Below are 12,478 nucleotides of genomic sequence, written 5' to 3' on the forward strand. Positions count from 1 at the left end.
TCGCTTGCAATTTAAATGCTTCAATATAAAAGAGATAGACCTGCAAATCAGTTTTATTAAAATTTGACAAAATCTTTTTTTTCAATTTTATGTTAACAGTGTACCAATTAACAGTGTAAACGTCTGTTTCCCCTATTTTTAATTGATAATATGTATTTTTGGGGCACTATATATGCTTAAACAAAATTTACAACAGAAGCTACTTCAGAAATTATCGCCGCAGCAGATACAGTTTATCAAGCTGCTGCAAGTGCCTACTGTTGCATTAGATACTCGTATAAAAGAAGAGTTGGAGGAAAATCCGGCTTTGGAAGACCTTAGTTTGGCTAACCTTAACGACCCCGTAGAACAGTATCCAGACAAAGACCCTGACGATTCGAACTATGAAAATGAAGAAAGTTCAGGGGACGAGATGGACGAGTTCAACATCGACGATTACCTGCAGGAAGACAATCTTAATGATTATGGTTCGAAATATGACCAGAACGGGGATGATGAAGATGACCGGAAAGAGATTCCAATTGCGGTACAGAGCACTTTTTATGAGAGCTTGCAACAACAGCTGGATCTGGTTCCTCTATCTGACAAAGATTTCCAGATTGGCCAACAAATCATTGGCAGCATTGACGAGGATGGGTACTTAAGAAGACCAATTACATCACTTATCGATGATCTTGCCTTTTCTCAGAATGTGTTTGCTGAAGAACCAGAGGTAGAGGAAATGCTTAGACTGATACAAAGCTTTGAACCAGCAGGTATCGGTGCCCGTGATTTGAAAGAATGCTTATTGATCCAGTTACGTAAAAAGGACATCAATAATCCTCTCATTGTTAAAGCAATCCGTATTGTGGAGAACTATCTTGACGAGTTCACCCGTAAACATTACGATAAACTGGAGAAGGTGTTGAATGTAAGCCCTGAGGAGTTAAAGGAGATAGTTAATGAGATCCTTAAACTGAACCCAAAGCCAGGTGATTCAAATGAGGTTAGCACCAAGCACCTTCAGATTATTCCGGACTTCCATATCAGCAATAATTCTGGCACCTTGGTACTTACTTTAAATGCACAAAACGCTCCGGAGCTTCGTGTGAGTCGCTCCTATCAGGATATGTTTGAGCATTACGATAAAGCCTCTCAAAAAGATAAAAAGCTTAAGGAAGCAGTTCAGTTTGTAAAACAGAAACTAGACTCGGCAAAATGGTTTATAGATGCAATTAAGCAAAGACAGCAGACATTGCTTAAGACCATGAATGCGATAATGCACTATCAGTATGATTATTTCCTCACGGGAGATGAGCGTAACCTGAGGCCGATGATCCTTAAAGATATTGCCGACAAGATCGGAATGGACATATCTACAGTTTCGCGGGTGGCAAATTCCAAATATGTTCAGACAGAGTTTGGTACATTCTTATTGAAATCATTCTTCTCGGAGGCGATCCAAACCGAAAGCGGCGAAGAAGTATCTAATAAGGAGGTTAAAAAGATTCTTGAAGAGTGTATTGGCAATGAAGATAAAAGGCACCCTTTAGCAGATGAGAAACTTGCTGAGATCCTAAAAGAGAAGGGATATAACATTGCCAGGCGAACTGTAGCCAAATACCGTGAAGCGATGAATATTCCGGTTGCCCGCTTAAGGAAGGAACTTTAGGTTAATAATTTAACAAGAAAGGTCAGCACTGAATTACTTAGTGCTGACCTTTCTTGTTTTAAAAAAACTAAAAGACATTAATCCTTCTTGAGTAAGGTTTGCTCCTGATGTTTTTTATATAACTTCTTATTCCTTATTAAAGTGATACAGGAATACCGTATTACCCGTATAGGCAGGCTTCTTTTGATCTTTTATCTCTAGTTCGACCCTTATCGTTGCTTTTGTAACTCCTCTCAGGTCTGCTATTTCTGCTAATTTTGCTTTTAGCCTCACCTCACTGTTCACTACCACAGCCTGACCAAACCTGAATTCTTCTATACCGTAATTGATCTCCATCTTCAGGTTCTGAATATCTGCGATCTGCTTCCAAAGGTAGGGTATTAAGGAAAGAGTAAGATAACCGTGAGCAATAGTTGCTTTAAACGGACTATCCATACTTGCTTTATCTGCGTCGGTGTGGATCCACTGATGATCCTGGGTGGCATCTGCAAACTTGTTAATCTGTTCTTGCGTGATCTTATGCCACTCAGATACACCTAACTCTTTTCCCGAATATTCTTCGAACTCCTTGTAATTCCTAATAACCAGCATGCATTAAAGTTTTATTGCCCGATAATACAACAATAAAGGAAGTTTAAATCATCTTTTTTAAAATACTATTGCTGATTTGCTTATAATTTTTCTCTTAGTGTTGTCAATCAAGCAGGGTTATGACTTGAGTCAATTTTTAACCCCATTATTCATGCTAGATTTGTACAAGCAAAAACAAATAATATGAATAACGGACATAGCTGCAAAAGAGTAAACGTATCAGATTTCAAATGCAATATCTGTAATGGTCCTTTGAACTACATACAATTGTTGAACGACAGTATTCGTATCCAGGAAGATTTCTTCGAGTGTGACCATTGCGGAACTAGAATAGAAAGTAAATTTTTAAGAGAAGAAGACATCCCTGAGTTCTATGACTAAAAGACTTAGTGGATGGTATTTAAAAAATGCTACATGAATCAGAATTTGGTTTCCTGCTCATGTAGCATTTCACATTTTTAGCGCTCGTGATTACTTAGCGAATATTTCTGTGAAGAATAGTTTCATATGAGCCCAGGAGCGCCTGGCTGCTGCCTCATTATAAGCCGCTCCTTTTGACTTATCTGTACCCGCCTTTGGTTCTGTAAAAGAATGAACAGCATCTGCATAATAAACCATTTGCCAGTCAGCCTTGGCTGCGCGCATCTCATTCTGAAAGGCATCAGCCTGCTCCTTCGGAACAAAAGGATCATCAGCACCGTGCAACACCAATACTTTAGGTTTAACCAAAGAAGTTTCTTCAGGTCCTTTATCTAAACCACCGTGAAAAGAGACAACACCTTTAACTGGAAAATTAGCCCTGGCTGCTTCTAATGCTCCCGTGCCACCAAAACAATAACCTATCACTGCAATTTTTTCAGGGTCGGCTCCCGCTTTAATTACCTGATCTATGGCTGCCTTTATCCTTGCCCGGTATATGTTCCTGTTTAATTTGTAATAGCCCGACAACTTACCCGCATCCTGTACAGTCTTAGGAGCCTCGTTTTCACCATAGGCGTCGGCAGCAAGGGCTACATAACCTAATTTGCCCAACTCTTCTGCAGATTCTCTCTCGTGATCTGTCAGTCCCATCCAGGCGTGCAGGATAACAACTCCAGGAGCCTTAACTCTCAGTCCTTTCGGCTTCACCAGGTATCCTTTCAGTTTTGTTGTTCCCTCATTGTAATGTAGGTCAGTGCCCTGTCCAAAAACAGAACTTGCCATTAACGTTAAAATCAGAATAGTAAATAGTTTCATTTTCATCTCCCTTTATAATTTCGGAGGACAAAAATAAATCACTAAGGTTGAAAATACCACTCTTTTGATGGTACTCCTATTCTTGACATTCACCTTGCAATAAAGCGACTTTAACGTGAATTAAGGAACGGCTATTGCAGTCAAGAATGCGTAGATTAGAATCATTCCAGAAACAAGCGGTTTAATCGCAGATTGAAGCAGAGCAAGTTTCTTTCTTATCTGCAACAATTTGCGGATCAAACACTTTAATAAAAAAAGGGAACGACATGAGCAAAGATGATAACTTGTTAGAAAGCCTTGCTGATAACGAGTATGAATATGGGTTTACGACAGATATAGAGATGGACGTAGCGCCGAAAGGCTTAAATGAAGACACCGTTCGTTTTATATCGGCGAAGAAAAATGAGCCTGAATGGCTGTTAGAGTGGCGACTTAAAGCCTTCAGGTATTTTCTGCAGATGAAGATGCCCCAGTGGCAAAACTTCGAGATGCCTGAGTTTGACTTTCAGGATATCTCCTACTACGCAGCACCGAAAAAGAAAACGTTGAAGAGCCTTGATGAGGTCGATCCGGAGTTGTTGGACACTTTCAACAAGCTGGGAATACCTCTCGACGAACAGAAATTACTTTCAGGAGTGGCGGTTGATGCTGTATTTGACAGTGTTTCTGTGGCTACTACTTTTCGTGAGAAACTAGCTGAGCAAGGAGTTATTTTCTGCTCATTTGGCGAAGCGGTAAAGGAACATCCGGACCTGGTAAAGAAGTATCTGGGGACAGTAGTCCCACCAGGAGATAACATTTTCGCAGCTCTCAATGCTGCTGTTTTTTCTGACGGATCCTTCGCATATATTCCAAAAGGTGTAAGATGCCCTATGGAGCTTTCTACTTATTTCCGTATTAACGCAAAGAACACCGGCCAGTTTGAACGGACATTGCTTGTTGCCGACGAGGGAAGTTACGTAAGCTACCTTGAAGGGTGTACGGCACCAATGCGCGACGAAAATCAGTTACATGCTGCAGTGGTAGAACTTGTGGCGATGGACAATGCAGAGATAAAATACTCCACTGTACAAAATTGGTATCCTGGCGATAAAGATGGAAAAGGAGGAGTTTACAACTTTGTTACAAAGAGAGGTATTTGTAAAGGTAATGGAGCTAAAATATCATGGACACAGGTAGAAACAGGCTCATCTATCACATGGAAATACCCAAGTGTAATTCTTAAAGGTGATAACTCTGTTGGGGAATTCTATTCGGTTGCCCTTACACGAAACAAGCAAATAGCTGATACCGGAACCAAGATGATACATCTTGGAAAAAACACCAAAAGCAGGATCATCTCTAAAGGTATTTCTGCAGGGAATAGTCAGAACAGCTACAGAGGCCAGGTAAGTATTCATGGGAACTCCTCGGGCTCAAGGAATTTCACCCAGTGCGACTCCCTTCTTATCGGCGACCGTTGTGGAGCACATACCTTCCCCTATATCGAAAACCGCAACAGTTCATCTGTAGTAGAACATGAGGCAACAACATCTAAAATAGCTGAAGATCAAATATTTTATCTTAATCAAAGAGGTATTGATACTGAGAAAGCTGTAGCGCTGATCGTTAATGGTTACGCGAGTGAAGTATTGAATAAGTTGCCAATGGAATTTGCGAGTGAAGCCCGGAAATTACTGGCCATCTCCCTCGATGGAAGCGTGGGCTAAGGCAGGGATAAGTTAAAAATGAATAATAATTAAAACGACATACATGCTACAAATCAAAGATCTGCAAGCAAGAGTTGAAGATAAAGAGATTTTAAAAGGAATAAATCTAGAAATTAAGCCGGGAGAGGTTCACGCGATCATGGGCCCTAATGGCTCAGGAAAAAGCACTCTGGCTTCTGTTCTGGCAGGTCATCCTGGTTTTGAGGTTACCGGAGGACAAGTTCTTTTTGAAGGTCAGGACCTGCTTGACCTTAAGCCAGAGGAAAGGGCGAGAGAAGGTCTGTTCCTCGCGTTTCAATACCCTGTAGAAATCCCGGGAGTTTCCAATATGACCTTTTTGAAAACTGCATTGGAGGAAATCAGAGCACACAATGGCCTCCCTGCCTTTTCTGCTAAGGAGTTTATGAAACTACTTAGGGAGAAACAGGATCTGGTAGAATTTAATACCTCCCTGGTAAATCGTTCAGTGAATGAGGGCTTTTCAGGAGGAGAGAAAAAACGTAACGAAATTCTGCAACTGGCCATGTTAAATCCAAAGCTTGCTATCCTGGATGAAACGGATTCAGGCCTGGATATTGACGCACTAAGGATCGTTGCAGGTGGAGTGAATAAGCTTCGCTCATCTGAAAATGCTTTCCTTGTTATTACTCACTATCAACGCCTACTGGATTATATAGTTCCTGATGTTGTGCATATTTTATCAGGGGGTAAAATTATCAAATCGGGGCCAAAAGAACTTGCTCTGGAACTGGAAGAAAAAGGATATGACTGGCTTCGGGAAGTTGAAACAACTGAATAAGGTATAACCTTTTTCTGATCGATCATTTGACTTAATGAAATGGAATTAGGAATTTTTAATAATACATATAGTTATTTATCGGAGGCTTTTGAGAAAGAACATTTGAAGGAAAGGTCGTTTGAGTCGCAGAGTTTATTGGCAAAGCGGGCAGAAGCCTTCCAATTGTTCAATCTTAAAGGATTTCCCTCTGTCAAGAATGAGGATTGGAGATTCACTAATCTCAATAAAGTGTTTAAAGAGGACTACCAGTTCCGCAAACAAGAGCCAGCTTTTAGTTCTTCTACAGGAACTATACCAGGTCTGAAAGCTTGTAAGATTGTTCTGGTGAATGGAAAGGTATCTCCGGAGCTATCTGATCCGCTGCCAGAGGGAGTTAGCTTCCTGAGTACTGAAGCAGCTCTGGCAGAAGAAGCTTATTCTGGTAGGATTGGAGCCATCGCTGTTCAGGGAGAAAATGCTATCTTAGGGTTTAACACCGCATTCTTTAAGGACTTCTATGTATTACATGTCCGCGCCAAAAAATTGATAGAAACCCCAATTCATATCAGTCACCATTTTACAGGAAACACGGAAGCAGCTCTTATAGCTTATCGTCTGCTTGTACTTGCTGAAGAACTGTCTGAATCTACTTTAATAGAAACTTTTCACAGTGACTTGCAAGCGCCTGTTTTTCTGAGCTATGTAAGTGAATTCTCCTTAGCAGAATCAGCAGTACTTCATACGCATTGGGTTAACTCTGCATCAGAAGATCTGCATTTGGTACATCATAGGGAAGTAGAGCAATTTAGGAACAGTATTTTTAATAACAGTAACCTTTCGCTGGGAAATGCTGCTTTTATCAGAAATAATTTGAATTGCAGACTGAAAGGTTCAGGAACAGAGACCAATCTGTTAGGTTCTTATGTGGTTAACGGAAGCCAGCATGTTGACAACCATACTATCGTAGATCATCAAAAGCCCAACTCTAATAGCATGGAGCTTTACAAAGGCATTATGCTCGATAAGTCCCACGCCGTTTTCAACGGGAAGATCTTTGTGCAAATAGATGCGCAGAAGACGAATGCCTTTCAAAAGAATAATAACATCCTTCTGAGTGATCAGGCAACGATAAACAGCAAACCTCAGTTGGAAATCTTTGCTGATGATGTTAAATGTTCTCACGGCTCTACTGTTGGCCAGTTTGATGAAGGTGCGATGTTTTATTTAAGAACCCGGGGAATAAGCGAGGAAGCAGCAAAGCGTATGCTAATCCAGGCGTTCGTAGCTGAAGTGCATTCTAAGATTAATATTTCGGCTTTACGGGATTACGTTTCCCAACTTTTACAGACCAAGCTTGAAAGAGATAATTTAATTATTGCCTGATATTTAGGAAAATAAATGGAATTAAAATCAGAAGACGTACAAGAATATCTGAGCTACCAGGGCAATCCGGTAAGGGAGCAATTCCCATCCCTGAACCAAATGGTTTACGGTAAGCCACTTATTTATCTGGACAATGCCGCGACAACTCAGAAGCCCTGGAAGGTGATCAATGCGGTTCAGGAGTATTATACTACGATCAATAGCAATATTCATCGCGGGGTCCACTACCTGAGTCAGAAGGCCACCGACGCTTACGAGCTGAGCCGGACTACAATAGCAACCTTCATCAATGCAAAGAATTCCCGTGAGGTGATTTTCACTAAGGGAACCACAGAGGGCATTAATTTGGTTGCAGATTGTTTCAGCAGGTATGGAATTACAGATAAAGATTCAGTGATAATATCCTCATTCGAACATCATTCTAATATCGTCCCCTGGCAGATGCTATGTGACAAAACAGGTGCAAGGTTGAAGGTGATCCCCATGAATGAAGATGGAGAACTATTGATGGACGATTACAAAGCCTTATTGGATGATACCGTAAAGATCGTGGCAATCAGTTACGTGTCCAATACTTTAGGTACCATCAACCCTATAAAAGAGATCATCGACCTGGCGCATCAAATTGGAAGCGCTGTTTTAGTTGATGCAGCACAAGCCGTTCAACATTTGGCAATTGATGTTAAGGATCTGGATTGTGACTTTTTAGTTTTCTCAGGACATAAGATGTATGGTCCAACAGGGATCGGGATTTTGTACGGTAAGGAAGAATGGCTGGAAAAGCTTCCGCCCTATCAGGGTGGCGGAGACATGATCAAGACCGTGAGCTTCGTAAAGACAGAATACAATGAGCTACCTTTTAAGTTCGAAGCAGGAACACCGCATATTGAAGGAGCCATTAATCTGAAAGTGGCCATCGATTTTATTAATGAAATTGGACTGGAGCAGATCGCTGCTTTTGAACAAGGCTTAATGAGTTATGCAACAACAGCTGTTCAGGAGATTCCCGGTGTCAATATTATCGGGAGAGCGAAAGCTAAGACGGGCTCATTATCTCTTTCAGTAACTGGTGCGCATCCTTACGATATTGGAGTCTTATTAGACAAGATGGGGATAGCAGTCAGGACAGGTCATCACTGTACACAACCTATTATGGACTTCTACTGCATACCAGGGACTGTGCGTGCCTCCTTTGCCCTATACAACTCCACTTTAGACGTTGACAGATTTGCAGAGGGATTAAAAAGGGCTGTGAACATGTTGGTTTAATGAGAATAGGATTTACAAACGAGGTATGACGATTAACGAAAAACAAGACGAATTAGTAGAGGAGTTTGAGTTTCTAAGCGACTGGATGGATAAGTATGAACACATCATCGGAGAAGCTAAAGAGCTGCCCGAAATGCAGGAAGACCTCAAACAGGATAAATATATTATTAAGGGCTGTCAATCTAAAGTTTGGCTGTATCCGGAATATAAAGACGGGAAACTATATTTTAAGGCCGATAGCGATGCAATTATTTCAAAAGGCTTGGTAGGCCTTATTGTTAGGGTTCTTTCAGGTTATACTCCGGAAGAAATACAGACGGCAGACCTTTATTTTATCGACAAAATCGGACTTAAAGAACATTTGTCTCCTACCCGGTCGAATGGCTTACTTGCTATGGTAAAACAAATAAAACTTTATGCTCTGGCATTAAGCACGGCAAACAAAGTACAACAATGATTATAAGCGATAAATTAGGGATTAAAGATCAGGTAATAGACAAACTAAAAGAAGTGTTTGACCCTGAAATTCCGGTAGATATTTATGAACTGGGGCTTGCCTACGAATTGTATATAGATACACCAGGAATTGTTAAAGTAGTAATGACTTTAACTGCCCCTGGCTGCCCGGCTGCTGATCAAATATTAAGAGACGTTCAGGCGAAGGTATCAGAAATACCGGGAGTAAATGAGGTTAGGGTTGAGATAACCTTCGATCCTCCCTGGGACAGGGAAATGATGAGTGAGGAGGCTAAACTGGAACTAGGCTTTTTATAAGCTCCCCTTAGACATTTCCCCAACCCATAGCCAGCACGTCTGCTATATGTAGTGTCCTGATTGGAATATTATTTTTATCAATATACCCTTGAAGGTGAAGCAAACAGGAAGCATCTGTTGATATGATGTATTCCGCGTCCATAGCGAGAGCATTATCAACTTTTTGTTGCGCCATCGCGCTTGAAATAGCGTTGAACTTTACTGCGAATGTTCCGCCAAAACCGCAACAGGTATCCGTATCCTTCATTTCTACCAGGTCAAGCCCATGAACTTTTGACAACAACTGCCTTGGTTCGTCCTTGATCTTACACTCACGCAGTCCTGCGCAGGAGTCGTGATAGACAGCTCTTCCCTCCAACTCGGCGCCAAAGTAATCTTTCTTCAGCACGTTAACCAGAAAGTCCGAAAGTTCGTAGATATTACTCTGGATATTACGGCATTTGTTATGGACAGCCGTGTTGGTAAAAAGATCATTGTAATAATTTTTTACCATTCCAGTACAAGAAGCTGAAGGAGCTACGATATAATTACTTTCCGAAAAGTCTTCAAGGAATTTAGACCCCACAGCCTTAGCCTCGTCCCAAAAACCCGCATTAAATGCCGGCTGTCCGCAGCAGGTTTGCTGAGGATTAAACTTCACTTTGCAGCCCGCCTTCTCAAGGATCTTTACAGTATTAAAAGCAGTTTCAGGATATATTTGATCTACAAAACAAGGCACGAATAGTTCAACTGTCATACAAGTTCCAAAGGTATAAGCATATGCTAAAAGAGCATAATCTTATTTCAATTCTTTTGATTGGTATTTCTGCAATACAAATAGCAAAATAAGCCCTATAAGGAAGAAAATACTAAGACCCAATGCAGAGTTACGAATATTATCTGATTGCTCTTCTATAAACGCAAAAGTTGCAAGACCTATTACAATAGCTACCTTTTCGGTAACGTCATAAAAGCTAAAAAATGAAGCCGTATCGGTAGTATTTTCAGGAAGGAACTTGGAGTAAGTAGACCTCGATAAGGATTGGATCCCCCCCATTATAAGTCCAACTACCGCTGCCAGCGTATAAAACTGGTATTCGTTAGCAATGAAATAAGCTGCAATACATACCCCTATCCATACAAAGACCACTAAAATTAACACTTTAGTATTTCCGATAATCCTGGATAAGCGAGACATAACGTATGCACCTACAATGGCAACCAACTGAATGATAAGGATTGTAGCAATAAGCTTAGAAGTTCCTAAGTGAAGCACTTTTTCTCCAAAACTCGCCGCAACCAGCATGATGGTCTGTACCCCAATGGAGTAGAAAAAGAATGCATATAAAAACCGCTTCAGCACTTCCATCTGTTTCAACTGATTCCATACCTTTTGCAACTCGTGGTAGCCACTGCCAACCGAACGCTTTTGGTTTTCCCGTACATTTGAAATGCCTTTCGGTAAAACACTAAAAGGGATCTGAGCGAACCCGATCCACCATAAACCTACTAAAAGGAAAGACAAACGAGCGGGGAAAGAACCGTCAGTAATACCGAACAGTTCAGGTTTGAGAACAAAAACGAAGCAAATGATCTGCAGGAGGACGCTTCCTACATATCCGTAAGCAAAGCCCTGAGCACTCACCTTATCCTGCTGATCCACAGAAGCTATTTCGGGAAGGTAGGAGTTACTAAACATAACACCACCTATATATCCCATCGCCGCAACGGCAGAACAGATGATCCCAAGCTCTAAAACTCCCGGATTAAAACTATGGGTAGATGGATCTGTGCGAAAGAAAAACAGTCCCATACATGCTAATGAGCCAAGGTAGGTGAAGGCTTTCATGAACGACTTCTTATTGCCCCTATAGTCAGCGGTTGACGATAGCAGAGGTAATAAGGCGGCCATAATCAGGTATGCAACGGCTAGAGAGTAATTTGCCAGAGCCGTATTTACAAAATTAAACCCAAAGAAATTCACCCTATCGCCATGTTCTTTTGTAGTGGTGATTATAGTATAATAGGCCGGAAAAATTGTTGAAGTGATCACCAGGTTATAAGCCGAATTAGCCCAATCGAACATTGCCCAGGACCGGACGATCTTCTTGTCGTTTTTTATAGACTGCATTCCCGAAAGTATAGAAAAACTGAGAATTAAGAAAATTTTGAGGTTTTGAAGAAAACCTGCTTAAATCATTATGCTATAACTACCTTTGTTGAATTAAAAAACCTAATCATGTTAAAAAGAACAATCTTATCCCTTGTCTTTATCGCAATTGCATTTTCTGACAGCTACGCGCAAAGCAAAAAAGAATCGATCAAAGAGCTTTTCCACCTTATGCAAACAGATTCTCTAATGGACAAAACCTTTAGTGCAATCCTTCCTTCGATCAAACAAAGTATGGAAGCTCAAGCTCCTAACGCTGCTGCGAGAGAGAAGTCAACTCAAGCCTTTACAACTGTGATGACCATTGCAAAAGACATTTGCAAAAGAATGATCAACGAGGATATGGTTGATATTTACGACCGAAATTTCTCTGAGGATGAGATCCGTGAATTTACTGCTTTCTATAGAACACCTGCCGGACAGAAGATGCTCCAGGTATTGCCCGAAATTCAAAAGGAAATTATGACGTTGATGATGCAAAAGTACATGCCTGAAATGCAGACAAGAATTAAGGCAGAAATGGAAAAGATTCAACCAGCGGCACCAGAAGCTCCGGCTAAACCAGCAGCTCCTACACAAAAGAACCCCCTGAATTCAGGAAGGAAGAAGTAAAGACAAGGTCAAACCTTCTTTAATGGGGTTAATAGATACTCCAGACCATTCAATTTTATCTCGTACATAGTATGGAGTAGCATACCTAGCTTTCCTTCTGGAAAGCCCTTAGAATGATACCAAACCAGGTAAGGCTCAGGAAGATTACAAAGAATTACGCCTTTATACTTTCCGTAGGGCATTCTCATTGTGACTAACTCCTGTAAGGATTGAGTATTCATGCTGTAAAGATTGCTTATTTCAAGGAGAATCCAAGGATTATGAATAAAAATGCATGGATAGACTGTGAAAGAAAAAAGCCGATGACAATTCCTTGTACACCGGCT

General features: G+C 40.9%; 14 protein-coding genes. 9 read left to right on the forward strand and 5 right to left on the reverse strand.

The window, feature by feature from the left end; genetic code table 11:
• Positions 1-172 precede the first annotated feature (172 nt).
• Positions 173-1,651, forward strand: coding sequence for an RNA polymerase factor sigma-54 (gene rpoN, locus J4N24_RS08660; protein WP_207533273.1), 1,479 nt, complete (start codon positions 173-175; stop codon positions 1,649-1,651).
• Positions 1,652-1,777: 126 nt separating this feature from the next.
• Here the strand turns inward: rpoN and J4N24_RS08665 are convergent, their stop codons facing one another.
• Entirely contained in the window at positions 1,778-2,242 is a 465-nt protein-coding gene (locus J4N24_RS08665) for a MaoC family dehydratase (protein WP_207533274.1), read from the reverse strand.
• A gap of 183 nt (positions 2,243-2,425) precedes the next feature.
• Between J4N24_RS08665 and J4N24_RS08670 the strand changes: the two genes are divergently transcribed.
• Positions 2,426-2,623 (forward strand): hypothetical protein, encoded by a 198-nt coding sequence (locus tag J4N24_RS08670; protein WP_207533275.1) that lies wholly within the window; start codon positions 2,426-2,428, stop codon positions 2,621-2,623.
• Positions 2,624-2,713: 90 nt separating this feature from the next.
• Here J4N24_RS08670 and J4N24_RS08675 read toward each other — a convergent pair whose 3' ends face one another.
• On the reverse strand, positions 2,714-3,478 hold the full coding sequence (locus J4N24_RS08675) for a dienelactone hydrolase family protein (protein ID WP_207533276.1): 765 nt from the start codon (positions 3,476-3,478) through the stop codon (positions 2,714-2,716).
• Between the two features lie 266 nt (positions 3,479-3,744).
• Between J4N24_RS08675 and sufB the strand changes: the two genes are divergently transcribed.
• The 6 genes from sufB to J4N24_RS08705 are packed head-to-tail and all read left to right on the forward strand — an operon-like array spanning position 3,745 to position 9,391.
• Complete coding sequence (gene sufB / locus J4N24_RS08680; protein ID WP_207533277.1) at positions 3,745-5,187, forward strand: Fe-S cluster assembly protein SufB; 1,443 nt, start codon at positions 3,745-3,747, stop codon at positions 5,185-5,187.
• Between the two features lie 43 nt (positions 5,188-5,230).
• Positions 5,231-5,986, forward strand: a complete 756-nt coding sequence (sufC, locus tag J4N24_RS08685; RefSeq protein ID WP_207533278.1) for a Fe-S cluster assembly ATPase SufC — start codon at positions 5,231-5,233, stop codon at positions 5,984-5,986.
• Between the two features lie 39 nt (positions 5,987-6,025).
• On the forward strand, positions 6,026-7,348 hold the full coding sequence (gene sufD / locus J4N24_RS08690; protein ID WP_207533279.1) for a Fe-S cluster assembly protein SufD: 1,323 nt from the start codon (positions 6,026-6,028) through the stop codon (positions 7,346-7,348).
• 15 nt (positions 7,349-7,363) lie between these two features.
• The gene (locus J4N24_RS08695) at positions 7,364-8,617 is read left to right on the forward strand and encodes an aminotransferase class V-fold PLP-dependent enzyme (protein ID WP_207533280.1); all 1,254 of its coding nucleotides are present in this window, start codon (positions 7,364-7,366) and stop codon (positions 8,615-8,617) included.
• A gap of 25 nt (positions 8,618-8,642) precedes the next feature.
• Complete coding sequence (locus J4N24_RS08700; RefSeq protein WP_207533281.1) at positions 8,643-9,074, forward strand: SufE family protein; 432 nt, start codon at positions 8,643-8,645, stop codon at positions 9,072-9,074.
• A complete protein-coding gene (locus J4N24_RS08705) occupies positions 9,071-9,391 on the forward strand; it encodes a metal-sulfur cluster assembly factor (RefSeq protein ID WP_207533282.1) in 321 nt (106 codons plus the stop codon). The genes J4N24_RS08700 and J4N24_RS08705 overlap by 4 nt, the downstream gene beginning before the upstream one ends.
• A 7-nt stretch (positions 9,392-9,398) precedes the next feature.
• Here the strand turns inward: J4N24_RS08705 and J4N24_RS08710 are convergent, their stop codons facing one another.
• Both J4N24_RS08710 and J4N24_RS08715 read right to left on the reverse strand, forming a co-directional pair.
• Positions 9,399-10,127 (reverse strand): (Fe-S)-binding protein, encoded by a 729-nt coding sequence (locus tag J4N24_RS08710; protein ID WP_207533283.1) that lies wholly within the window; start codon positions 10,125-10,127, stop codon positions 9,399-9,401.
• Positions 10,128-10,169: 42 nt separating this feature from the next.
• A complete protein-coding gene (locus J4N24_RS08715) occupies positions 10,170-11,501 on the reverse strand; it encodes an MFS transporter (RefSeq protein WP_207533284.1) in 1,332 nt (443 codons plus the stop codon).
• Between the two features lie 108 nt (positions 11,502-11,609).
• Between J4N24_RS08715 and J4N24_RS08720 the strand changes: the two genes are divergently transcribed.
• Complete coding sequence (locus J4N24_RS08720; RefSeq protein ID WP_207533285.1) at positions 11,610-12,152, forward strand: DUF2059 domain-containing protein; 543 nt, start codon at positions 11,610-11,612, stop codon at positions 12,150-12,152.
• Positions 12,153-12,160: 8 nt separating this feature from the next.
• On the opposite strand, the gene J4N24_RS08725 is transcribed toward J4N24_RS08720, so the two are convergent.
• Complete coding sequence (locus J4N24_RS08725; protein ID WP_207533286.1) at positions 12,161-12,373, reverse strand: DUF3820 family protein; 213 nt, start codon at positions 12,371-12,373, stop codon at positions 12,161-12,163.
• Between the last annotated feature and the right edge of the window lie 105 nt (positions 12,374-12,478).

Source organism: Desertivirga arenae, assembly GCF_017355785.1.
Classification (GTDB): Bacteria; Bacteroidota; Bacteroidia; order Sphingobacteriales; family Sphingobacteriaceae; genus Desertivirga; species Desertivirga arenae.